This is a genomic window from Leifsonia sp. P73 (assembly GCF_051059105.1).
Classification (GTDB): domain Bacteria; phylum Actinomycetota; class Actinomycetes; order Actinomycetales; family Microbacteriaceae; genus Leifsonia.
The window spans coordinates 666,971-689,097 of sequence record NZ_CP194931.1 but is presented as its reverse complement, the minus strand read 5'-3'; the positions used below and the strand labels follow the sequence as shown (position 1 = coordinate 689,097).

The following is a 22,127-nucleotide window of genomic DNA, read 5'->3' as shown; positions in this document are numbered from 1 at the left end:
ACCGTGACGATCGTCCTGATCGGCCCGCCGGCGGCGGGCAAGACGCGCGTGGGCAAGCGCCTGGCCAAGCGGCTGGGCCTGACGTTCGTGGACACCGACGCGGTCGTGGTCGCCGGGCACGGCGCCATCGCGGAGATCTTCGCGGAGCACGGCGAGCCCTACTTCCGCGCACTGGAACGCGCCGCCGTCGCGGAGGCCGTCGCCCGGCCCGGCATCGTCTCGCTGGGCGGGGGAGCTGTCCTCGACCCGGACACGCAGGCCGACCTGGCCGCGACCCGCGTCGTCCTGCTGACCGTGCGGCCGGAGGCGATCGCCGCCCGGATCACCAACCGCAAGCGCCCGCTGGTCACCGACCTGGAGTCGTGGACGCGGCTCGTCGAGGCGCGCACCCCGCTGTACCAGTCGCTCGCGGATTACACCGCCGACACGTCCACCCGGCCGATCGAGACCATCGTGGAGGAGATCGCGGGCTGGATCGAAGACGGCGGCATCCCCGAACGCCGCACCGAGCAAGGAGAGTCATGACCGACCAGCCCACCGAGATCCTCGTCGCCGGGACCGAGCAGTACCCGGTCGTCATCGGCCGCGGCCTCCGGTTCGAGCTCGCCGCGCACCTCGGCACCGGCGTGAGCAAGGTGCTCGTCGTCCACCCGCCGACGCTCGGCGCCGCGGCGGCCGAACTGCGCGAGTCGCTGCTCGGTCAGTACGAGGTGCTGCTCGCCGAGGTCCCGGACGCGGAGGCCGCCAAGCGCGTCGAGGTCGCCTCCTTCCTCTGGGGCATCATGGGCCAGGCCGACTTCACCCGCTCGGACGCGGTGATCGGCTTCGGCGGCGGCGCCGTCACCGACCTCGCCGGCTTCGTCGCCGCGACCTGGCTGCGCGGCGTGAAGCTGATCCAGGTGCCGACGACCGTGCTCGGGATGGTGGACGCGGCGGTGGGCGGCAAGACCGGCATCAACACCGCAGAGGGCAAGAACCTCGTCGGCGCCTTCTATGCGCCGACCGCGGTGGTCTGCGACCTCGACACGCTCACCTCCCTGGGCCGCAACGAGCTCCTGGCGGGCTTCGCCGAGGTCGTCAAGTACGGCTTCATCGCCGAGCCGGAGATCCTGGACATCATCGAGCGGGACGTCGACGTCGCCACCGACCCCGAGTCGCCGGAGTTCCGCCGCCTGGTCGAGCTGTCGATCGGCATCAAGGCGCGCGTGGTCGGCGAGGACTTCACGGAGCAGGGCCTCCGCGAGATCCTCAACTACGGCCACACGCTGGGCCACGCGATCGAGCACGCCGAGCGCTACCAGTGGCGGCACGGCGCGGCCGTCTCCGTCGGGATGGTCTACGCCGCCGAGCTCGGCCGGCTGAGCGGGCGGCTGAGCGACGAGGCCGTGGACCGGCACCGCCGCATCCTGGAGTCGCTCACCCTGCCGACCAGCTACCCGCTCGGCCGCTGGCAGACGCTGCTGGCGAGCATGCAGCGCGACAAGAAGGCGCGCGGCAGCCTCCTGCGGTTCATCGTGCTGGACGACATCGGCCGGCCGACCGTGCTCGCCGGTCCGGACCAGAGCCTGCTCTTCGCCGCGTATCAGGAGATCGGCTCCTGATGGCCAAGACGATCGCGCAGAAGCTGCTGCTCAAGGAGGGCGACGCCCTGAGCCTCGTCGGCGCCGGCGCGGACGAGCGCGCGGTGATCGGCGCGCTGCCGGACGGCGTGACCGAGGTGGCGCCGGAGGAGGCCGCCGTCTCCGTGACGTTCGTGCGCACCCGCGACGAGTTGATGGCGCAGTTCCGGACCGAGCTGCCCGCGCTCTCGGGCGCCCGCGCCGTCTGGTTCCTGTACCCGAAGGGCGGCAAGGCCGACTTCAACCGGGACACGTTCATCCAGGAGGCCGGCACGTTCGGCTGGCGGCCGATCAGCAACGTGGCCGTGGACGATGTCTGGTCGGCGGTGCGCGTCCGTCCGCTCGCGGACGGCGAGGCGCCGGTAGGGTGAGCGGCATGACTTCCGTCCTCGTCCTGAACGGTCCCAACCTCGGCCGGCTCGGCACCCGCGAGCCGGACGTGTACGGTGCGGGGACGCTCGCCGACCTCCGCGCCCAGCTGGCCGCGGACGCCCCGGAGCTGGACATCGACCTCCGCCAGACCGACGTCGAGGGCGAGCTGCTGCGGTGGCTGCACGAAGCCGCCGACTCCGGTGCCCCGGTCATCCTCAATGCGGGGGCCTGGACGCACTACTCGTACGCGCTGCGCGACGCGGTCTCGCTCGTGACGAAGGCCGGCGGAACCGTCGTGGAGGTGCACCTGTCGAACCCGCACGCGCGCGAGGAGTTCCGGCACACCAGCGTCATCAGCGCCGTCTCCACCGGCGTGATCGCCGGGTTCGGCTTCGAGTCGTACCGTCTCGCGCTGGCGTTCATTCGCCGAAACGCGCGCTGACGTCTAGAATCTTCTGGGGCTCCGTACGCCGGAGCCCGTCGTGGACGGCGAGGGGCGCCGATTCCACCCGTAACTTCCGCAAACCGAATGGAACTCCCGCATGGCATCGACCGCTGACATCAAGAACGGCATCGTCCTCAACATCGACGGACAGCTCTGGAGCGTCATCGAGTTCCAGCACGTCAAGCCGGGCAAGGGTGGAGCGTTCGTCCGCACGAAGCTGAAGAACGTCACGACCGGCAAGACCGTCGACCGCACCTACAACGCGGGCGCGAAGATCGAGATCACCAACGTCGACCGCCGCGAGTACCAGTACCTGTACCAGGACGGCGCCGACTTCGTCTTCATGGACACCAGCGACTACGACCAGCTCACCATCCCGGGCCCGGTCGTCGCGGACGCCGCCAACTTCATGCTGGAGAACCAGAACGTGACCGTCGCGCTGCACGAGGGCTCGCCGCTCTACGTGGAGCTCCCGGCATCCGTCGTGCTGGAGATCACCTACACCGAGCCGGGCCTGCAGGGCGACCGCTCCACCGGCGGCACCAAGCCCGCGACCGTGGAGACCGGCTACCAGATCCAGGTCCCGCTGTTCCTGGAGACCGGCACCAAGGTCAAGGTCGACACTCGCACCGGCGACTACCTCGGCCGCGTCAACGACTAGTGAGCGCCCGGACCAAGGCGCGCAAGCGCGCGCTCGATGTGCTGTTCAGCGCCGACCTGCGGCAGCTGACCCTGCCGCAGGCCCTGGCTGCGGAGGCGGAGCGCGCGGCCAACGAGCCGACGCGTGAGGCCTCCTGGCTGTACGCGCGCGAGATCGTGGACGGCGTGATCGACCACCAGGACGAGATCGACGAGCAGATCGAGACGTACGCGCAGGGCTGGACCCTGGCGCGCATGCCCGCCGTGGACCGCGCCATCCTGCGCATCGGCGTGTGGGAGCTGCTGTTCAACGACGAGGTGCCGGACGGGGTCGCCATCTCGGAGGCTGTCGAGGCGGCGACCGTGCTGTCGACGGACGACTCCGCGGGCTTCGTGAACGGCCTGCTGGCCAAGATCGCGCAGAACCGCCCGCAGCGCGCATGATCGCGCCGCGCCGGCTCCGCCGGATCGTCGCCGCAGCGGTGCTCGCGGTCGCGATGACCGCGGGCGTCGCGTCCTGCTCGCTGCTCGGTGGCAACTCGAACGTCCCGGTCACGACCGCGAAGCCCGCCACGGGCACCGACGGCGCCGCGAACTTCGACGGCGGCTACGTCTCCGCCGGTTCCGGACCGAAGAAGGTCGACCTGTGGTTCGACCCGATGTGCCCGGTCTGCGGCGCGTTCGAGAAGTCGAACGGCGCGACGCTGGCAGGCGCCGTCAAGGACGGCTCGATCACGCTCCGCCTGCACCCGCTGACGTTCCTCGACCGTGCGTCGAACGGCACCGGGTACTCCACCCGGGCGTCGGCTGCGCTGGTCTGCGTCGCCGTGCACGAGCCGGAGCGCACGCTGGAGTACTACCAGGCGCTGTTCGCCGACCAGCCGGAGGAGAACTCCAGCGGCCTGACCGACAAGCAGCTGGCGAAGCTCGCGACGGACCACGGCATCACCGACATCTCGGGCTGCCTCGACCGCAGCGGGCCGTACCAGGCGTGGGCGCAGGCGAACACGGCTCAGTCGCAGTCGGGACCGATAAAGGTCGACGGCAAGAAGGTCCTCGACAACATCCAGGGCACCCCGACGGTGCTCGTCAACGGCAAGCAGTACACCGGCTCGATCAGCGACGAGAAGGAGTTCGCCGGCTTCCTGGGCCGGTGAGCCGCGCCGGGCCTGCTAGGCTCGATCCAATTGGCATCCTTTAACAGCCGTCCTGTGAGGCGGGGAAGGAGGTCGGCATGACAGCGCGCACCGTGCTGCAGCAGGCTGACATCGCCCGGGCGTTGACTCGGATCTCCCACGAGATCCTGGAGTCCAACCGGGGAACGAACGACCTGGTGATCCTGGGCATCCCGACGCGCGGCGTCGTGCTCGCCCGGCGGATCGCCGCGAACATCCAGCGGATCGAGCCGGACTCGGTCGCGTCGCCCGACGACATCGTCGGCTCCCTCGACGTGACGATGTACCGCGACGACCTGTCCCGGAATCCCACCCGGGCGCCGCAGCCGACGTCGCTGCCGGGGCCGATCGACGGCCGCACCGTCGTCCTGGTGGACGATGTGCTCTTCTCGGGCCGCACCATTCGCGCGGCGCTCGACGCGCTCAGCGACCTCGGCCGGCCGCGGGCCGTCCGGCTGGCCGTGCTGGTCGACCGCGGGCACCGCGAACTGCCGATCCGGGCGGACTTCGTGGGCAAGAACCTGCCGTCGGCAGCATCCGAGCGCATCTTCGTGCGGCTGGACGAGGTCGACGGCGAGGAGTCGGTGACCATCGAGGAGGCCGGAGCATGAGGCACCTGCTCAGCACCAAGACGTTGTCCAGCGACGACGCGATCACCCTGCTCGACGTCGCGGAGGACATGGCCGACGTGCAGGAGCGCGAGGTCAAGAAGCTGCCGACCCTGCGCGGCAAGACGGTCGTCAACCTCTTCTTCGAGGACTCCACCCGCACGCGCATCTCGTTCGAGGCGGCGGCGAAGCGGCTCTCGGCCGACGTCATCAACTTCTCCGCCAAGGGCTCCAGCGTGTCCAAGGGCGAAAGCCTGAAGGACACCGCGCAGACGCTCGCGGCGATGGGCGCGGACGCGGTCGTCGTGCGGCACAGCGCCTCCGGCGCCCCGCAGACGCTCGCGACCAGCGGCTGGATCGACGCGGGCGTGCTCAACGCCGGCGACGGCACCCACGAGCACCCGACCCAGGCGCTGCTCGACGCCTTCACAATGCGGCGCCGGCTGCACGGCCGCGCATCGCGCGGGCACGACCTCGACGGCGTGACGGTGACGATCGTGGGCGACATCCTGCACTCCCGGGTCGCCCGCTCCAATGTGTGGCTGCTCCAGACCCTCGGCGCGCAGGTGACCCTGGTCGCGCCGCCCACCCTGCTGCCGGTCGACGTGTCGAGCTGGCCTGCCGCGATCGGCTACGACCTGGACGCGGCGATCGACGCCGGGCCGGACGTCGTGATGATGCTGCGCATCCAGGGTGAGCGGATGCACGCGGCCTACTTCCCCTCCGAGCGCGAGTACGCGCGGCGCTGGGGGCTGGACGACGAACGGCTGGGCCGGCTCGGGGCCGATAGCATTGTGATGCACCCGGGACCGATGAACCGCGGGCTGGAGATCTCGGCGGCCGCCGCCGACTCGCCGCGGTCGACGGTGCGGGAGCAGGTCGCCAACGGTGTGTCCGTGCGAATGGCGGCACTGTATCTGCTGCTCTCCGGTGGCGACAGGGATGACCAGCAGACGAATGACGGTGTGCGATGAGTGAGAGCGTGATGACCCAGAAGTACCTGATCCGCGGCGCGACTCTGGCCGACGGCACGCGAACCGACCTCCTGCTCGCCGACGGCCGGATCGCCGCGACCGGCAGCGACGCGAGCGACGCGGGCGCGACCGTGATCGACGCGGACGGCCTGATCGCCCTGCCCGGCCTGGTCGACCTGCACACGCACCTGCGCGAGCCCGGCTATGAGCAGAGCGAGACGGTCCTGACCGGCACGCGGGCCGCCGCGGCGGGAGGCTTCACCGCGGTCTTCCCGATGGCGAACACCTCCCCGGTCGCCGACACCGCCGGCGTCGTGGAGCAGGTGCTCCGGCTCGGCGAGGCCGCGGGCTACGCGACCGTCCAGCCGATCGGCGCCGTGACCGTCGGGCTCGCGGGGGAGCGGCTGGCCGAGCTCGGCGCGATGGCCGACTCCCGCGCCAGGGTCCGGGTCTTCTCCGACGACGGCAAGTGTGTCTCCGACCCGCTGCTGATGCGCCGGGCGCTGGAGTACGTCAAGGCGTTCGGCGGCGTGATCGCCCAGCACGCGCAGGAGCCGCGGCTCACCGAGGGCGCCCAGATGAACGAGGGCGCGCTGTCCGGCGAGCTGGGCCTGACCGGCTGGCCGGCCGTCGCCGAGGAGTCGATCATCGCCCGCGACGTGCTCCTCGCCGAGCACGTCGGCTCGCGCCTGCACGTCTGCCACGTGTCGACCGCCGGCTCGGTGGACGTCATCCGCTGGGCGAAGGCGCGCGGCGTCGACGTCACGGCGGAGGTCACGCCGCACCACCTGCTGCTGACCGAGGAGCTGGCCTCCGGCTACGACGCGCGCTACAAAGTCAACCCGCCGCTGCGCCGCGCGGAGGACGTGGAGGCGCTGCGCGCGGGCCTTGCGGACGGGACGATCGACATCGTCGCCACCGACCACGCGCCGCACCCGGTGGAGTCCAAGGACTGCGAGTGGGACGCCGCCGCGTTCGGGATGGTCGGGCTGGAGTCTGCGCTCTCGGTCGTGCAGGCGTCGGTGGTCGACAATGACCTCCTCGGCTGGACCGACATCGCCCGCGTGCTCTCGGCGACCCCCGCCAGGATCGGCCGGCTGGACGGCCACGGCCTCCCGCTGGAGACCGGCGCACCGGCCGAGCTGTTCCTCTACGACCCGACGGCGTCCCGGGAGTTCTCGACCGGCGACCTCGCGGGCAAGGGCGTCAACTCGCCCTACCTGTCGATGACGCTGCCGGGCCGCGTGGTGGCGACCTTCCACCGCGGCTACGCGACCGTGCTCGACGGGGCTGTGGTCGAGGAACTGGAGGCGGCACGTGGATAAGCTGCTGCCGACCATCGGCATCCTCCTCGTCGTCATCGTCGTGCTCGCCCTCGCGCTGGTCGGCTGGCGACGCCGCGTGCGGCGCGACGCCCCCGCTGGCGGCGGCTACCCGGCGCCGGAGACCGTGGCGGCCGTGACGGCTTCCGCCGAGGTGCTCTACGTCGCCACGACCAAGGCCGGCGAGCCGCTGGAGCGGCTGGCGCTGCCCGGGCTGTCGTACCGCGGCCGGGGCACCGTCGAGGTCTCCGGAGACGGCGTGCAGTTGCGCGTCACGGGGGAGCCGCCGGTGTTCATCCCGGCGACGGCGCTCACCGGCGTCGGCGCGGCGACGGTCACGATCGACCGCGTCGTGGAGCGGGACGGCCTGCTCCGGCTCGGCTGGACCACCAGCGGCGGCGCGTCCGCCGACAGCTACTTCCGGGTCGTGGACCCGGCCGGGCGCGGTCTGCTGACCGCGGCCGTCGAAGACATCCTCCCGGGCGGCACGCCCGCGGACAGCAATGAAAGCGAGGTGTGACGTGGCCGCAGCAGAACCTGCCGTGCTCGTCCTCGAAGACGGGAAGCGCTACGTGGGCCGGGCCTACGGCGCCCGCGGGCGGACGCTCGGGGAGGCGGTCTTCGCCACCGGCATGACCGGCTACCAGGAGACCCTGACCGACCCGTCGTACGCGGGCCAGATCGTCCTCATGACGGCGCCGCACATCGGCAACACCGGCACGAACGACGAGGACATGGAGTCCCGCCGGATCTGGGTGGACGGCTTCGTCGTCCGCGAGCCCAGCCGGGTCGTCTCCAACTTCCGCGCCCAGCGCAGCCTCGACGACGACCTCGTGGAGCAGGGCGTCGTCGGCATCAGCGGCATCGACACCCGCGCCGTCACCCGCCACATCCGCTCGGCGGGCGCGATGCGCGCCGGGATCTTCTCCGGCGACGACTTCGGGCTGAGCGATTCCGAGCAGCTGGAACTGGTGCTGTCCGGCGCGAAGATGTCCGGCCGCAACCTGTCGGCCGAGGTCTCCACCGTCGAGCCCTACACGGTGCCCGCGGTCGGCGAGCGCGTCGGCTCGGTCGCGGTGCTCGACCTGGGCGTCAAGAAGTCCACGCTCGACAACCTCGCCGCGCGCGGCCTGGACGTCCACGTCCTCCCGCAGCAGGTCACCGCCGAGCACGTGCTCAGTCTGAACCCGTCCGCGCTGTTCTTCTCGAACGGCCCCGGCGACCCGCAGGCCTCCGACAAGCACGTCGCGCTCCTCCAGGAGACGCTGCGCGCCGGGCTGCCGTACTTCGGCATCTGCTTCGGCAACCAGCTCCTCGGCCGCGCCCTCGGCCTCACCACCTACAAGCTGCCGTTCGGCCACCGCGGGATCAACCAGCCGGTGCTCGACAAGCGCACCGGCCGGGTGGAGATCACCGCGCAGAACCACGGCTTCGCGGTCAAGGCGCCGATCGACGCGACGTTCGACTCGCCGGCCGGTTTCGGCGCGGTGGAGGTCAGCCACTTCAGCCTGAACGACAACGTCGTGGAGGGGCTGAACTGCCTCGACATCGACGCGTTCAGCGTGCAGTACCACCCGGAGGCTGCGGCCGGCCCGCACGACGCCAACTATCTGTTCGACCGGTTCCTCGCCATGATCACTGACAAACAGAGCATCCACAAGCGTGAGGCCGGCTCGACCGACGAGACCCAGGAAGGCACCGACTGATGCCCAAACGCGACGACATCCACTCCGTCCTGGTCATCGGGTCCGGCCCGATCGTCATCGGCCAGGCCTGCGAGTTCGACTACTCCGGCACCCAGGCGTGCCGCGTGCTCAAGCAGGAGGGCGTGCGCGTCATCCTGGTGAACTCCAACCCGGCCACGATCATGACCGACCCGGACTTCGCCGACGCGACCTACGTCGAGCCGATCACCTGGGAGGTCATCGAGACCATCATCGCCAAGGAGAAGCCGGACGCGATCCTGCCGACCCTGGGCGGCCAGACCGCGCTCAACGCGGCCATGCAGCTCCACGAGCACGGCATCCTGGAGAAGTACGGCGTCGAGCTGATCGGCGCGAAGTTCGAGGCGATCCAGAAGGGCGAGGACCGCCAGATCTTCAAGGAGCTCGTGGTCGAGGCCGGCGCCGAGGTCGCGCGCTCGCACATCGCCCACACCGTCGAGGAGGCGCTGGAGTTCGCCGAGGACCTCGGCTACCCGCTCGTCGTCCGCCCCTCGTTCACGATGGGCGGACTCGGCTCGGGCTTCGCCTACACGCCGGAGGACCTGCGCCGCATCGCCGGCGACGGCATCCACCAGAGCCCGACCAGCGAGGTGCTCCTGGAGGAGTCCATCCTCGGCTGGAAGGAGTACGAGCTCGAACTGATGCGCGACACCTCCGACAACACGGTGGTCGTCTGCTCGATCGAGAACGTCGACCCGGTCGGCGTGCACACCGGCGACTCGATCACGGTGGCTCCCGCGCTGACGCTGACCGACCGCGAGTACCAGAAGCTGCGGGACATCGGCATCGACATCATCCGCGCGGTGGGCGTCGACACCGGCGGCTGCAACATCCAGTTCGCGGTGAACCCGGAGAACGGCCGGATCATCGTCATCGAGATGAACCCGCGCGTCTCCCGCTCCTCGGCGCTCGCGTCGAAGGCCACCGGCTTCCCGATCGCGAAGATCGCCGCGAAGCTCGCCATCGGCTACCGGCTGGACGAGATCCCCAACGACATCACCCGGGTGACTCCGGCGAGCTTCGAGCCGACGCTCGACTACGTCGTGGTCAAGGTGCCGCGGTTCGCGTTCGAGAAGTTCCCGGCCGCCGACCCGACGCTGACCACCACCATGAAGTCGGTGGGCGAGGCGATGGCGATCGGCCGCAGCTTCACGAGCGCGCTGCAGAAGGCGCTCCGCTCGCTGGAGAAGCGCGGCTCGTCGTTCCACTGGGGCGCGGAGTCCCGCACCGTCGAGGAGCTGCTGGAGTCGATCGCGACCCCGACCGACGGCCGGATCGTGGACGTCCAGCAGGCGCTCCGCCTGGGGGCGACGCCCGCGCAGGTCTTCGAGGCGACCAAGATCGACCCCTGGTTCATCGACCAGATCGTCCTCATCAACGAGGTCGCCGAGCAGCTCCGCGACGCCGAGACGCTCGACACCGACACCCTCCGCTACGCCAAGGACCACGGCTTCTCCGACGCCCAGATCGGCGAGCTGCGCGGCTTCGGCGAGGCCGACGTGCGCGAGGTGCGGCACATCCTCGGCGTCCGCCCGGTCTACAAGACGGTCGACACCTGCGCGGGCGAGTTCCCCGCGCTCACGCCGTACCACTACTCCAGCTACGACGAGGAGACGGAGGTCGCCCCGAGCGACACCCGCAAGGTCGTCATCCTCGGCTCCGGCCCGAACCGCATCGGCCAGGGCGTCGAGTTCGACTACTCCTGCGTGCACGCGTCCTTCGCGCTGCACGACGCCGGGTTCGAGACGATCATGATCAACTGCAACCCGGAGACGGTCTCGACCGACTACGACACCTCCGACCGCCTGTACTTCGAGCCGCTGACGCTGGAGGACGTGCTGGAGGTCATCCACGCCGAGTCGCAGACCGGCGAGCTGGTCGGCGTCGTCGTTCAGCTCGGCGGCCAGACCGCCCTCGGCCTCGCCAAGGGCCTGGAGGCGGCAGGCGTCCCGATCCTCGGCACCACGCCGGAGGCCATCGACCTGGCGGAGGAGCGCGGCCTGTTCGCCGGCATCCTGGAGAACGCCGGGCTGCTCGCCCCGCGCAACGGCACGGCGATCGACTTCCCGAGCGCCGCGCACGCCGCGGAGCAGATCGGCTACCCGGTGCTCGTCCGCCCCAGCTTCGTGCTCGGCGGCCGCGGCATGGAGATCGTCTACGACACCCCCTCGCTCGCGGACTACTTCGAGCGCGTCGCGGGACAGGGCATCGTCGGGCCTGCGCACCCGCTGCTGGTCGACCGGTTCCTGGACGACGCGATCGAGATCGACGTCGACGCGCTGTACGACGGCGAGCGGCTCTACATCGGCGGCGTCATGGAGCACATCGAGGAGGCCGGCATCCACTCCGGCGACTCGAGCTGCACCCTCCCGCCGATCACGCTGGGCCGCCGCGAAATCGACCGGGTGCGCGAGGCGACGCTGAAGATCGCCGAGGGCATCGGGGTCCGCGGCCTGCTCAACGTGCAGTTCGCGATCGGCGCCGGCGTGCTCTACGTGCTGGAGGCCAACCCGCGCGCGTCGCGCACCGTCCCGTTCGTGTCCAAGGCGCTCGGCATCCCGCTCGCCAAGGCCGCCTCCCGGATCATGGTCGGCGACACCGTCACCGGCCTGATCGAGGAGGGCCTGCTGCCGGAGGCCGACGGCTCGGTCATCCCGATGGACTCGCCCGTCGCCGTGAAGGAGGCCGTGCTGCCGTTCAAGCGGTTCCGCACCCGCGAGGGCAAGATCGTCGACTCGGTGCTCGGCCCGGAGATGCGCTCGACCGGCGAGGTCATGGGCATCGACCGCGACTTCCCGACCGCGTTCGCCAAGAGCCAGGCCGCGGCGTACGGCGGCATGCCGCTGGAGGGCACCGTGTTCGTCTCGGTCTCCGACCGCGACAAGCGCGCGATCGTCCTCCCGGTGCTCCGGCTGAAGCAGCTCGGCTACGACATCGTCGCCACCGAGGGCACCGCCGAGGTGCTCAACCGCAACGGCATCGAGGCGAGCATCGTGCGCAAGTTCAGCGAGGCGCCGGAGGAGGACTCGGTCGTCGGGCTCATCACGCGCAACGAGGTGGACGTCGTCATCAACACGCCGAGCGGCCGCTCCGCCCGCGCGGACGGGTACGAGATCCGCGCCGCGGCGGTGGCCGGCGACAAGCCGCTGTTCACGACCATCGCGGAGCTGAGCGCCGCCGTCGCGTCGCTCGACGCGGTGCGCGAGGGCTTCGAGGTGACGTCGCTGCAGGAGTACGCGCTGCAGAGGGCCGAGCGCGCGTGACGGAGGCGACCTCGGTGTCGTTCGGCGACAGGCTGGCCGCGGCGTTCGACGCTCACGGCCGCCTGTGCGTCGGCATCGACCCGCACGCGCACCTGATGGCGGACTGGGGCCTGGAGGCCTCCGCCGCCGGCGTGCGCGCGTTCGGACTGCGCGTGGTGGAGGCCGCGGCCGGCCGGGCCGGGATCGTGAAGCCGCAGGTGGCCTTCTTCGAGCGCTACGGGTCCGCTGGTTACGCGGCGCTGGAGGACGTCATCCGCGCGGCGCGCGACGCCGGGCTCCTGGTGATCGCCGACGCGAAGCGGGGCGACATCGGGACGAGCGTCGCCGCCTACGCCGAGGCGTGGCTGACCCCGGGCTCGCCCCTGGAGGCCGACGCCATGACGATCGCCGCCTTCCAGGGCGTCGGCTCGATCGCGGAGCCGATGCGGCTCGCCGAGGCGGCCGGCAAGGGCCTGTTCGTGCTCGCGGCCACCTCGAACCCGGAGGCCGCGGCTGTCCAGCAGGCGGTCGTCGCCGGGGGACCCCGTGCCGGGATGACGGTCGCCCGTGCGATCATCGAAGACGTGCACGCGTTCAACCAGGAGCAGCCTCCGCATCCGTTCGGCACGGTCGGTCTGGTGCTCGGCGCCACCGTCGCGCTGGGGGATTACGGGATCGACACGGCGACCGCCATCGCGCCGACCGTCCCGGTGCTCGCGCCCGGCTTCGGCCACCAGGGCGCCAGGGTGTCCGACATGGACGCGCTCTTCGGGGCGTTCGCGCCCGGGGTGATCGTGAGCGAGTCCCGCGGGCTGCTGACCGCCGGCCCCCGCGGGCTGGCCGAGGCCGTCTCCCGCCGCGCCGAGGAGGTGCGCGCCAGCCATGGCTGAGCCGACCACCGCCTCCCGCCGCCCCGCGCCGCCGGAGGTCGACCGGACCGCCGCCTCCGCGGCCGCCGTCGCGGCCCGTCGCGCGCGTGCCGCCGTCAAGAACGCCATCGCCGCCCGCGAGGTCTCGCCGCTGGTCGTCCTCGACCACGCGACCGCCGCGCCCGAGGGTGTGGAGGGCCGGCTGCGGGTCACCGAGTTCCTGCTGAGCGTTCCCGCGATCGGGACCACGAAGATGCAGGAGGCCATGCAGCGCCTCGCCATCTCGCCGGCCAAGCGGCTCGGCGGCCTCGGCAGGCACCAGCGGCTGAAGCTCCGCGAGTTCCTGATCGAGCGCGAGAACCGCGCCGGGCGCCGCCGCCAGCAGCTCGTCGTGCTGGCCGGGCCGACCGCCGTCGGCAAGGGCACCGTCTCCACCTACATCCGGGAGAACTACCCGGAGGTGCTGCTGTCGGTCTCCGCGACCACGCGCGCGCCGCGGCCCGGGGAGGTCGACGGCGTCAACTACTACTTCGTCGACGACGCCGAGTTCGACCGGATGATCGAGCAGGGCGAGCTCCTGGAGCACGCGACCGTGCACAACGCCTACCGCTACGGCACGCCGCGCGGGCCGATCGAGGCGGCGCTGGAGCAGGGCAGGAGCGTGCTGCTGGAGATCGACCTGCAGGGCGCCCGTCAGGTGCGCGAGACGATGCCGGAGGCGCGGCTGATCTTCCTGCTGCCGCCGACCTGGGACGAGCTGGTCAGGCGCCTGATCGGGCGCGGCACCGAGGAGGCCGCCGAGCAGCAGCGCCGGCTGGAGACCGCCAAGGTGGAACTGGCCGCCCAGGACGAGTTCGACTACCGTGTGGTCAACCACACGGTCGCTGACGCCGCCCGGGAGGTCGTAGACTTGATGAAGGTCCGCGCGGCGCCGTCGCGCCCGTAGATCGGAATCGTACGCGCCGGCACGGCGCTCTACCGCAGTTTCTCCACGTCTCGACACCGCGAGGCGCGGAAGCACAACAGAGAGGGTTACCGCACATGGCGACCACCAACAACGGCATCATCGACCCGCCCATCGACGACCTCCTGGCCCGCGTCGAGTCCAAGTACGCGCTGGTCATCTTCGCCTCCAAGCGCGCCCGCCAGATCAACGACTACTACGCCGACCTGCACGAGGGCAGCCTGTTCGACAACGTCGGCCCGCTGGTCGACTCCTCCGTCGACGACAAGCCCCTCTCGGTCGCGCTCCACGAGATCAACGAGGACAAGCTCGTCATCAAGCCGCTGGCCGCGGAGTAACCTCCCGGCACCACCGGCAGACAGAGAGCCGCCGACCGAGCGCAACAGAACGACCACAGCCGGGACCGTGTCCCGCTGGCTGGAGGAGATGCCGCCGTGAGCCCACGATTGACCGTCGTCGTCGGAGTGACCGGCGGCATCGCCGCGTATAAGGCCGTCGGGGTCATCCGCGCGCTGGTGCTCGAAGGGCACTCGGTGCACGTGGTGGCGACGGAGGCCGCGCTGCGGTTCGTCGGCCGTCCGACCCTGGAGGCGATCAGCCGTAACCCCGTCGCGACCGACCTCTACGAGGGCGTCGCCGAGGTGCGGCACGTGGCCATCGGCCAGTCCGCCGACCTGATCGTCATCGCCCCGGCGACGGCGAACACGCTGGCGAAGCTCGCCGCGGGCATCGCCGACGACCTGCTCGGCAACACCGTGCTGGCCTCCACCGCTCCGCTCGTCGTCGCCCCGGCGATGCACACCGAGATGTGGCGCAACCCCGCGACCGTCGCCAATGTGGCCACCCTGCGCAGCCGCGGCGTCACGGTGGTCGGCCCGGCCTCCGGCCAGCTGACGGGAGCCGACTCCGGTCCCGGCCGCATGGAGGAGCCGGAGGTCATCGTGCGCGCCGCTCTGCGCGCCGCCGGCATCTCGCCGCGGCTTGCCGTCTCTGCGGTGCCGGAGCCGGTCGCGGACGTCGTGGTGCTCTCCGAACGGCGCCGCGCCAACGAGGCCTCCCGCCGGCCGCGCGGGGGCGTCGACCTCGCGGGCAAGCGCGTCGTCGTGACCGCGGGCGGCACCCGGGAGCCGCTGGACCCGGTGCGCTTCCTCGGCAACCGGTCGAGCGGGCGACAGGGCGTCGCCGTCGCCGCGGCGGCCCAGGCGCGAGGCGCCGAGGTGGTGCTCATCGCCGCGCACCTGGAGGTCGATCCGCCGGAGGGCGTCGAGCTGGTCCAGGTGCAGACCGCGCTGGAGCTGCAGGAGGCCGTCACCGAGGCGGCTCGCTCCGCGGACCTGGTCGTGATGACCGCCGCGGTCGCCGACTACCGGCCCGCCGTCATGCGCGACTCCAAGATCAAGAAGTCCGAGGCGGGCCAGACCCTCACGCTCGAACTGGTCGCCAACCCGGACATCCTCGCCGGCCTCTCCGCCGCCAGGCGCGAGGGCCAGGTCGTCGTCGGCTTCGCCGCGGAGACCGAGCCGGACCCGTCGACGCTCATCGAGCTGGGCCGGACCAAGCTCGCCGCCAAGGGCAGCGACTTCCTCGTCCTCAACCAGGTCGGCTGGGAGCAGGGCTTCGCAACGGAGAGCAACGAGGTCGTGGTCCTCCGCAGGGGCGGCGATATAGTGATGGAGGCCTCGGGGAGCAAGCTGTCGGTGGCCGACCGTATCTTGGACGTCGTCGTCTAGTCGTCGACCAGGGCCACGGCATCCCTGGCCGTGCCGCCATGCCGCGATCAAGGAGAACAATGGCAGATCTGCGCCTCTTCACGTCGGAGTCGGTCACCGAAGGACACCCCGACAAGATCTGCGACCAGATCTCCGACAGCATCCTGGACGCGCTGCTCGCCGTCGATCCGCAGAGCCGCGTCGCCGTCGAGACGCTGGTCACCACCGGACTCGTCCACGTCGCCGGCGAGGTGACGACCAAGGGCTACGTCGAGATCCCCGCGCTGGTACGCGAGAAGATCGTCGAGATCGGCTACGACTCCTCCGACGTCAGCTTCGACGGCAACCAGTGCGGTGTCTCTGTCTCCATCGGCGCGCAGTCGCCCGACATCGCCCAGGGCGTCGACAACGCCTTCGAGTCGCGCACCGAGCAGAGCACCGACGACCTCGACCGGCAGGGCGCGGGCGACCAGGGCATCATGTTCGGCTTCGCCACCACCGAGACGCCGCAGTACATGCCGCTGCCGATCTGGCTGGCGCACCGCCTCGCCGAGCGTCTCGCCGCCGTGCGCAAGGACGGCACCCTCGATTACCTCCGTCCGGACGGCAAGACACAGGTCACGATCGGCTACGAGGGCCACACGCCGCGCACGGTGGAGACTGTCGTGCTCTCGACCCAGCACGCGCCGCACGTCTCCAGCGAGCAGCTCCAGGCCGAGGTGATCGAGGAGGTCATCGCCCCGGTCATGCACGCCGCCGGGCTGGAGACCAAGCACATCCGCACGCTCATCAACCCGACCGGCCGGTTCGAGATCGGCGGCCCGAAGGGCGACGCCGGGCTCACCGGGCGCAAGATCATCGTCGACACCTACGGCGGCGCCAGCCGGCACGGCGGCGGCGCGTTCTCCGGCAAGGACCCGTCGAAGGTCGACCGCTCGGCCGCATACGCGATGCGCTGGGTCGCGAAGAACGCCGTCGCGGCGGGCCTCGCCGACCGGCTCGAAGTGCAGATCGCGTACGCGATCGGCAAGGCCGCACCCGTCGGCCTCTACGTCGAGTCGTTCGGCACCGGCACCGTCTCGGACGAGCAGATCATCCGCGCCATCCGCGAGGTGTTCGACCTGCGCCCGGCCGCGATCGTGCGCGATCTCGACCTGCTCCGGCCGATCTACGCGCAGACGGCGACCTACGGCCACTTCGGCCGCGACCTCCCCGACTTCACCTGGGAGCGGCTGGACCGCGTCGACGACCTGCGCTCCGCCGCGGGGCTGTAGCCGTGCCGGCGGCCGCCACGGTCGCCCGGGTGGTCCTGGACTCGCCGCTCCCGCAGCTCGACCACCTGTTCGACTACAGCGTGCCGGACGAGCTCGCGGGGCAGGCGGTCCCCGGCGTGCGCGTGCGCGTGCCGCTGCGCTCGGCGGGACGCGTGGCCGACGGCTACCTGGTGGAGCTCGCCGAGCCCGATGAGGCCTTCTCCGGAACCTTGAGCCCGCTGGAGGCCGTGGTGTCGCCGGTGCCGGTGCTCACCGAGCCGGTCTGGCGGCTGGCCCGCAAACTCGCTGACCGCAGCGCCGGGACGGCGAGCGACATCCTCCGGCTCGCCGTGCCGCCGCGCATGGTGCGGGTGGAGAAGGCGTGGCTGGCGGCGCGGGAGGCGGGCGCTGCCGCCGATGCGCCGACCGAGGCGCAGCCCGCGGCGTTCCCGGTGCGCGGCTACGGCCCCGGCGTGCTGGAGGCCGCGGTCGCGGCGGGGGAGCGCATCGCACTGCGGCCGATCCCGCGGCTGAGCCGGCTCCCGGACGGCACCTGGGTCGGGGAGTGGGCGGTCACGCTGGCCGCGCTCGCGACCGCGACCTGGCGCGCGGGCAGCACCGCCATCGTCGCCGTGCCCGACCACCGCGACCTGGAGCAGCTCGCGGCCGCGCTGACCGCGATCGCCCCGGCGTCCGCGGTGGTCCGCGCCGACGCCTCCCAGTCGAATCCGGAACGCTACAAGGGGTTCCTCGCCGCGCTCTCCGGCCCGCGCATCGTCATCGGCAACCGCTCGGTGGTCTACGCCCCCGCCGCCCGGCTCGGCCTCGTCGCCGTGTGGGAGGACAGCGACCCGCTGTTCGCCGAGCCGCTCAACCCGTACGTGCACGCCCGCGACGCCGCGCTGGTCCGGCAGGAGCTGGAGGGCGGCGCGCTCGTGCTGAGCGGCCTGGTCCGCAGCGTCGAGGCGCAGCGGCTGGTCGACCTCGGCTGGCTGCGCGACCTCGGGCCGGAGCGCGCCTACACGGGCAAGGTCGTGCTGACCGCGAACCAGAGCGCCGACGAGCCGGCCGCACGCGCGGCGCGCATCCCGTCGTCCGCGTGGCGGGCCGCCAGGGAGGCGCTGAGCGGCGAGAGCGGGAGGCCGCGCGGCCCCGTGCTCGTCCAGGTCGCCCGGCCCGGCTACCTGCCGGTGCTGTCGTGCGCCAACTGCGGTCAGGCCGCGCGCTGCGCCCGCTGCACCGGGCCGCTCGGGCAGCGCAGGGCGGGAGCGACGCCGTCCTGCGGCTGGTGCGGCGCGCTGGCGACCGACTGGCACTGCACGCGCTGCGAGCAGACGAAGCTGCGGATGGTGACGCCGGGCTCCGGCCGGACGGCCGAGGAGCTGGGCCGCGCCTTCCCCGGCACGCGCGTGATCCTTGCGGACGGCGACCACCCGGTGCAGCGCGTCGGCTCTGCCCCCGCGCTCGTGGTCGCCACGCGCGGCGCCGAGCCGATCGCGGAGGGCGGCTACCAGGCGGTGCTGCTGCTCGACGGCGAGCGGATGCTGGCCAGGGAGACGCTGCACGTCGCCGAGGACTGCCTGCGCTGGTGGACGAGCGCCGCGGTGCTGGCCGCCGCGGGCGCGCCGACCGTGCTCGTGGGCGTCTCCGGCGACCTCGCGCGCGACTTCGCGACCGGCCGCCTGGTCGACTTCGCCCGCGAGGAGCTGGCCGACCGCCGCCAGCTCCGGTTCCCGCCCGCCGTGCGGCTGGCCTCGGTGACCGGGGCCGCCGAGTCTGTCGACAGCGTGCTGAAGGCGGTCGACCCGGACCTGCTGATCGACGTGCTCGGCCCGGTGGAGGTCGACGAGAAGACGGTCAGGGCCATCCTGCGCTTCGAGTACGCGAAGGGCGCCGACGTGGCCGCGGCCGTGCGCGCGACCGTGGTGCGCAACGCGACGCAGCGCCGCCGGGCCCCAGGAGGCCGCCCCGGCTACCGCCCCGCCCCGACCCTCCGCGTCCGCTTCGACGACCCCGAGATCCTCTGACCCCCTTCTCCTCCCCGCCGAGGGGCACGTTGTTGTCGCTTTTCGCGCCCGGAAGTGACAACGACGTGCCCCTCGGCGGAGCGGGGTGGGTGCGAGGGTGGGTGGAGGGCGGCGCGGGTAGACTCGGGGGCTGGACCAGACCGAAAGAACCTTGACATGCGACTCGTCTTCGCCGGCACGCCCGCCGTCGCCGTCCCCTCCCTGAACGCCCTCGCCGAGCGCTTCGACATCGCCGCCGTGATCACCCGCGAGGACGCGCCGCTCGGCCGCAAGCGCGTGCTGACCCCGTCGCCGGTCGCCGCCGCCGCCGCAGCCCTCGACCTCCCGGTGATCAAGGCCAACCGCCTGGACGACGGCGTCACCGACCAGGTCGCCCGCCTGGAGGCCGACCTCGGCGTGATCGTCGCTTACGGCGGGCTGGTCCGCGAGCCGCTGCTCTCGACCCCCGCCTCGGCTGGGTCAACCTGCACTTCTCGCTCCTCCCGCGCTGGCGCGGCGCCGCGCCCGTCCAGCGCGCCGTCATGGCCGGCGACGCCGAGACCGGCGCCGCCGTCTTCCAGCTCGTCGCCGGGCTGGACGCCGGCGACGTGTTCGCCGAGCTCCGCCGCCCGATCCCGGCCGACGCGACGGCGGGCGAGCTGCTCGACGCCCTGGCCGAGGAGGGCGTGCCCCTGCTCGTGGACGCCGTCGCCGCCCTGGCCGACGGCACCGCCGAGGCAGTGCCGCAGTCAGGCGAGCCGGTGCTCGCGCCGAAGCTCACCATCGACGACGCCCGCCTCGACCTCACCCGGCCGGTGGAGGAGGTCTATGCCCGCCTGCGCGGCGTGACCCCGGAGCCGGGCGCCTGGGCGATCCTCGACGGCGAGCGGTTCAAGATCCTTGCCGCGCGTCCGGCCGCCGGGCTGTCCCTCCCGGCCGGTGTGGTCGCCGCGACCGAGGGCCGCATCGAGGTGGGCACGGGGACGACCCCGCTCGAACTCCTCACCGTGCAGCCCGCGGGCAAGCGCGCGATGGACGCAGCCGACTGGTGGCGCGGCGCCGGCGGGGAGGCGGTGCTGGCATGAACGACCGCAACCGCAACGACCGCAACCGCAACCAGGCCGGCCGCAGCGCCGCCGAGCGCACCCGCGTCCAGCCGTCGCGCAAAGTCGCGCTCGACGTCATCTCCGCCGTCCGCGAGTCGGACGCCTACGCCAACCTCCTGCTGCCCGGCCGCATCGCTCGCGCGGGACTGTCGCCCGCCGACGCCGCGCTCGCCACCGAGCTGACCTATGGCACCTTGCGTATGCAGGGCTACTACGACCGGGTGATCGCCCGCGCCGCCGGCCGCACGGTCGACAAGATCGACCCGCCGCTGCTCGACGTGCTGCGGCTCGGCGCGCACCAGCTCCTCTCGACCCGGGTGGCGTCGCACGCGGCCGTCAACGAGTCCGTCGCGCTCGCCCGCCAGGTCGGCAGCCGCTCCGGCACCGGCTTCGTCAACGGCGTGCTCCGCGAGATCGGCCGCTCGACGCCCGAGGAGTGGCGTGCGCGCGTGCTGGCCGACGCGAAGAACGAGGACGAGCGCTACGCCGCGCTCAGCTCGCATCCGGCCTGGATCGTGCGCGCGTTCCACCGTGCGCTGGAGTCCGAGGGCCGCGGCGACGAGCTGGAGGCGCTGCTGGAGGCCGACAACACCGCGCCCCGCGTCAACCTGGCCGCCCTGCCCGGCCTCGCCGACCCGCCGGAGGGCGCACGCCCCGACCGGTTCTCGCCCGTCGGCTTCACCGCGGGCGGGGGAGACCCGCAGGGACTCGTCACCCAGGCGGAGGGCCGGCTCCGCGTGCAGGACGAGGGCTCCCAGCTCGCCGCGCTCGCGCTCACCCGCGCCCGGCCGATCGAGCCGGGCGAGCGCTGGCTCGACCTGTGCGCCGGCCCGGGAGGCAAGGCGGCGCTGCTCGCGGCCGAGGCGCTCGCGGGCGGCGCGACCCTGGTCGCGAACGAGGTCGTGCCCGCCCGGGCCGAGCTGGTCCGCCGCGCCCTCGCCGCCGTGCCGCTCGACGTGCCGGTCTGGGAGCGCGACGGCGTCGGCATCGGCGCGGAGGAGCCGGAGGCGTTCGACCGCATCCTGCTCGACGCGCCCTGCACCGGCCTCGGCGCGCTGCGTCGCCGCCCGGAGGCCCGCTGGCGCAAGACCCCGCGCGACGTGGCCGAGCTGACCGCCCTGCAGACGCAGCTCCTGGACTCCGCGGTGGCGGCGCTCAAACCGGGCGGCCTGCTGGCCTACATCACCTGCTCGCCGCACGTCGCGGAGACCCGCGCGATCGTCGCCGACGCCCTCGACCGGCACAGCGGCGCGCTGCGTCCGGTGGGCACGGCGGAGATCGTGCAGTCCGTCGCCGAGGAGCGGCTGGACCTCGCCGGCGACCCCGACCTCGTCCAGCTCTGGCCGCACCGCCACCTGACCGACGCCATGTTCATCGCGGTGCTGGAGAAGACGGGCGGCGACGCCTCCGCACCCTAGGCTGGAGGAATGGCGACGCGTATCAACCCCAGCATCCTGGCGGCCGACTTCGTGAACCTGGAGCGGGACCTCGGCACCATCGCCACGGCCGACCTGGTGCACGTGGACGTCATGGACAACCACTTCGTGCCGAACCTCACGTTCGGCCCGCAGATGGTGGGCCGCATCCAGGACGTCAGCCCGATCCCGCTCGACGTGCACCTGATGATCGACGACCCCGACCGCTGGGCCCCCGGCTACGCCGAGCTCGGCGCGTACTCGGTGACCTTCCACGCCGAGGCCGCCGCCGATCCGGTCGCGCTCGCGCGGCGCCTGCGCGCGATCGGGGCCCGCGCCGGGATCGCGCTCAAGCCCGGCACCTCCGCCGAGGGCTACCTGGACCTGCTGCCGGAATTCGATCAGGTGCTGGTGATGACCGTGGAGCCCGGGTTCGGCGGCCAGTCGTTCATGGTCGAGACGATGCCCAAGCTGCGGTCGCTCCGGGAGGCGGTGGAGGCGCGCGGCCTCGACGTCTGGCTGCAGGTGGACGGCGGGATCACCGAGGAGACCATCGTGACCGCGGCGGAGAACGGGGCCGACACGTTCGTGGCCGGGTCGAGCGTCTTCCGCGGCGAGCCGGCCGAACGGATCGCGGGCCTGCGGGCCGCGGTGGCGGCGCACACCCACTGAGGGCGGCGCCGCC

At 72.3% G+C, this 22,127-nt stretch carries 21 protein-coding genes and 1 pseudogene; all 22 read left to right on the top strand.

Going from position 1 to position 22,127, the window contains the following annotated elements:
• The first annotated feature begins 3 nt into the window (after positions 1 to 3).
• Positions 4 to 525, top strand: a complete 522-nt coding sequence (locus tag ACQ86L_RS03560; protein WP_434317717.1) for a shikimate kinase — start codon at positions 4 to 6, stop codon at positions 523 to 525.
• Positions 522 to 1,601 (top strand): 3-dehydroquinate synthase, encoded by a 1,080-nt coding sequence (aroB, locus tag ACQ86L_RS03555; protein ID WP_434317716.1) that lies wholly within the window; start codon positions 522 to 524, stop codon positions 1,599 to 1,601. Before ACQ86L_RS03560 ends, aroB begins: the two co-directional genes overlap by 4 nt.
• Positions 1,601 to 1,990 carry a hypothetical protein gene (locus tag ACQ86L_RS03550; RefSeq protein WP_434317715.1) on the top strand — a complete coding sequence of 130 codons (390 nt, stop codon included), beginning with the start codon at positions 1,601 to 1,603 and terminating at the stop codon, positions 1,988 to 1,990. Before aroB ends, ACQ86L_RS03550 begins: the two co-directional genes overlap by 1 nt.
• A 5-nt stretch (positions 1,991 to 1,995) precedes the next feature.
• On the top strand, positions 1,996 to 2,433 hold the full coding sequence (locus ACQ86L_RS03545; RefSeq protein ID WP_434317714.1) for a type II 3-dehydroquinate dehydratase: 438 nt from the start codon (positions 1,996 to 1,998) through the stop codon (positions 2,431 to 2,433).
• A gap of 100 nt (positions 2,434 to 2,533) precedes the next feature.
• On the top strand, positions 2,534 to 3,097 hold the full coding sequence (gene efp, locus ACQ86L_RS03540) for an elongation factor P (RefSeq protein WP_345834854.1): 564 nt from the start codon (positions 2,534 to 2,536) through the stop codon (positions 3,095 to 3,097).
• Positions 3,097 to 3,519 (top strand): transcription antitermination factor NusB, encoded by a 423-nt coding sequence (nusB, locus tag ACQ86L_RS03535; protein ID WP_208039424.1) that lies wholly within the window; start codon positions 3,097 to 3,099, stop codon positions 3,517 to 3,519. Before efp ends, nusB begins: the two co-directional genes overlap by 1 nt.
• Entirely contained in the window at positions 3,516 to 4,232 is a 717-nt protein-coding gene (locus tag ACQ86L_RS03530; RefSeq protein WP_434317713.1) for a DsbA family protein, read from the top strand. The genes nusB and ACQ86L_RS03530 overlap by 4 nt, the downstream gene beginning before the upstream one ends.
• 77 nt (positions 4,233 to 4,309) lie before the next feature.
• Positions 4,310 to 4,861 (top strand): bifunctional pyr operon transcriptional regulator/uracil phosphoribosyltransferase PyrR, encoded by a 552-nt coding sequence (pyrR, locus tag ACQ86L_RS03525; protein ID WP_434317712.1) that lies wholly within the window; start codon positions 4,310 to 4,312, stop codon positions 4,859 to 4,861.
• Positions 4,858 to 5,832: an aspartate carbamoyltransferase catalytic subunit gene (locus tag ACQ86L_RS03520; RefSeq protein WP_434317711.1), complete on the top strand. Its 975-nt coding sequence runs from the start codon at positions 4,858 to 4,860 to the stop codon at positions 5,830 to 5,832. The genes pyrR and ACQ86L_RS03520 overlap by 4 nt, the downstream gene beginning before the upstream one ends.
• On the top strand, positions 5,829 to 7,157 hold the full coding sequence (locus ACQ86L_RS03515; protein ID WP_434317710.1) for a dihydroorotase: 1,329 nt from the start codon (positions 5,829 to 5,831) through the stop codon (positions 7,155 to 7,157). The genes ACQ86L_RS03520 and ACQ86L_RS03515 overlap by 4 nt, the downstream gene beginning before the upstream one ends.
• Positions 7,150 to 7,674, top strand: coding sequence for a hypothetical protein (locus ACQ86L_RS03510; protein WP_434317709.1), 525 nt, complete (start codon positions 7,150 to 7,152; stop codon positions 7,672 to 7,674). The genes ACQ86L_RS03515 and ACQ86L_RS03510 overlap by 8 nt, the downstream gene beginning before the upstream one ends.
• A complete protein-coding gene (carA, locus tag ACQ86L_RS03505; protein ID WP_434317708.1) occupies positions 7,658 to 8,860 on the top strand; it encodes a glutamine-hydrolyzing carbamoyl-phosphate synthase small subunit in 1,203 nt (400 codons plus the stop codon). The genes ACQ86L_RS03510 and carA overlap by 17 nt, the downstream gene beginning before the upstream one ends.
• A complete protein-coding gene (gene carB, locus ACQ86L_RS03500) occupies positions 8,860 to 12,141 on the top strand; it encodes a carbamoyl-phosphate synthase large subunit (protein WP_434317707.1) in 3,282 nt (1,093 codons plus the stop codon). Before carA ends, carB begins: the two co-directional genes overlap by 1 nt.
• Positions 12,138 to 13,010 carry an orotidine-5'-phosphate decarboxylase gene (pyrF, locus tag ACQ86L_RS03495; RefSeq protein WP_434317706.1) on the top strand — a complete coding sequence of 291 codons (873 nt, stop codon included), beginning with the start codon at positions 12,138 to 12,140 and terminating at the stop codon, positions 13,008 to 13,010. Before carB ends, pyrF begins: the two co-directional genes overlap by 4 nt.
• Positions 13,003 to 13,935 carry a guanylate kinase gene (gmk, locus tag ACQ86L_RS03490; protein ID WP_434317705.1) on the top strand — a complete coding sequence of 311 codons (933 nt, stop codon included), beginning with the start codon at positions 13,003 to 13,005 and terminating at the stop codon, positions 13,933 to 13,935. The genes pyrF and gmk overlap by 8 nt, the downstream gene beginning before the upstream one ends.
• A gap of 95 nt (positions 13,936 to 14,030) precedes the next feature.
• A complete protein-coding gene (rpoZ, locus tag ACQ86L_RS03485) occupies positions 14,031 to 14,291 on the top strand; it encodes a DNA-directed RNA polymerase subunit omega (protein WP_185277257.1) in 261 nt (86 codons plus the stop codon).
• Positions 14,292 to 14,399: 108 nt separating this feature from the next.
• Positions 14,400 to 15,683 carry a bifunctional phosphopantothenoylcysteine decarboxylase/phosphopantothenate synthase gene (locus ACQ86L_RS03480; RefSeq protein WP_434318976.1) on the top strand — a complete coding sequence of 428 codons (1,284 nt, stop codon included), beginning with the start codon at positions 14,400 to 14,402 and terminating at the stop codon, positions 15,681 to 15,683.
• A 59-nt stretch (positions 15,684 to 15,742) separates the two neighbouring features.
• A complete protein-coding gene (metK, locus tag ACQ86L_RS03475) occupies positions 15,743 to 16,936 on the top strand; it encodes a methionine adenosyltransferase (RefSeq protein ID WP_434317704.1) in 1,194 nt (397 codons plus the stop codon).
• 2 nt (positions 16,937 to 16,938) lie between these two features.
• Positions 16,939 to 18,942, top strand: coding sequence for a primosomal protein N' (locus ACQ86L_RS03470; protein ID WP_434317703.1), 2,004 nt, complete (start codon positions 16,939 to 16,941; stop codon positions 18,940 to 18,942).
• Between the two features lie 156 nt (positions 18,943 to 19,098).
• Positions 19,099 to 20,006, top strand: a pseudogene (fmt, locus tag ACQ86L_RS03465) (methionyl-tRNA formyltransferase).
• Positions 20,003 to 21,445 (top strand): RsmB/NOP family class I SAM-dependent RNA methyltransferase, encoded by a 1,443-nt coding sequence (locus ACQ86L_RS03460; RefSeq protein ID WP_434317702.1) that lies wholly within the window; start codon positions 20,003 to 20,005, stop codon positions 21,443 to 21,445. The pseudogene fmt and the gene ACQ86L_RS03460 overlap by 4 nt, the downstream one beginning before the upstream one ends.
• 9 nt (positions 21,446 to 21,454) lie before the next feature.
• On the top strand, positions 21,455 to 22,114 hold the full coding sequence (gene rpe / locus ACQ86L_RS03455; RefSeq protein ID WP_434317701.1) for a ribulose-phosphate 3-epimerase: 660 nt from the start codon (positions 21,455 to 21,457) through the stop codon (positions 22,112 to 22,114).
• The last annotated feature ends 13 nt before the right edge of the window (positions 22,115 to 22,127 follow it).

Bases quoted from the DNA above. Each gene is read 5' to 3' on its own strand.
- efp (WP_345834854.1), top strand. From the start codon at position 2,534: ATGGCATCGACCGCTGACATCAAGAACGGCATCGTCCTCAACATCGAC.
- ACQ86L_RS03515 (WP_434317710.1), top strand. From the start codon at position 5,829: ATGAGTGAGAGCGTGATGACCCAGAAGTACCTGATCCGCGGCGCGACT.
- carA (WP_434317708.1), top strand. From the start codon at position 7,658: ATGAAAGCGAGGTGTGACGTGGCCGCAGCAGAACCTGCCGTGCTCGTC.
- metK (WP_434317704.1), top strand. From the start codon at position 15,743: ATGGCAGATCTGCGCCTCTTCACGTCGGAGTCGGTCACCGAAGGACAC.
- ACQ86L_RS03530 (WP_434317713.1), top strand. From the start codon at position 3,516: ATGATCGCGCCGCGCCGGCTCCGCCGGATCGTCGCCGCAGCGGTGCTC.
- rpoZ (WP_185277257.1), top strand. From the start codon at position 14,031: ATGGCGACCACCAACAACGGCATCATCGACCCGCCCATCGACGACCTC.
- ACQ86L_RS03460 (WP_434317702.1), top strand. From the start codon at position 20,003: ATGAACGACCGCAACCGCAACGACCGCAACCGCAACCAGGCCGGCCGC.
- ACQ86L_RS03520 (WP_434317711.1), top strand. From the start codon at position 4,858: ATGAGGCACCTGCTCAGCACCAAGACGTTGTCCAGCGACGACGCGATC.
- pyrR (WP_434317712.1), top strand. From the start codon at position 4,310: ATGACAGCGCGCACCGTGCTGCAGCAGGCTGACATCGCCCGGGCGTTG.
- rpe (WP_434317701.1), top strand. From the start codon at position 21,455: ATGGCGACGCGTATCAACCCCAGCATCCTGGCGGCCGACTTCGTGAAC.
- carB (WP_434317707.1), top strand. From the start codon at position 8,860: ATGCCCAAACGCGACGACATCCACTCCGTCCTGGTCATCGGGTCCGGC.
- ACQ86L_RS03550 (WP_434317715.1), top strand. From the start codon at position 1,601: ATGGCCAAGACGATCGCGCAGAAGCTGCTGCTCAAGGAGGGCGACGCC.
- gmk (WP_434317705.1), top strand. From the start codon at position 13,003: ATGGCTGAGCCGACCACCGCCTCCCGCCGCCCCGCGCCGCCGGAGGTC.
- aroB (WP_434317716.1), top strand. From the start codon at position 522: ATGACCGACCAGCCCACCGAGATCCTCGTCGCCGGGACCGAGCAGTAC.
- ACQ86L_RS03545 (WP_434317714.1), top strand. From the start codon at position 1,996: ATGACTTCCGTCCTCGTCCTGAACGGTCCCAACCTCGGCCGGCTCGGC.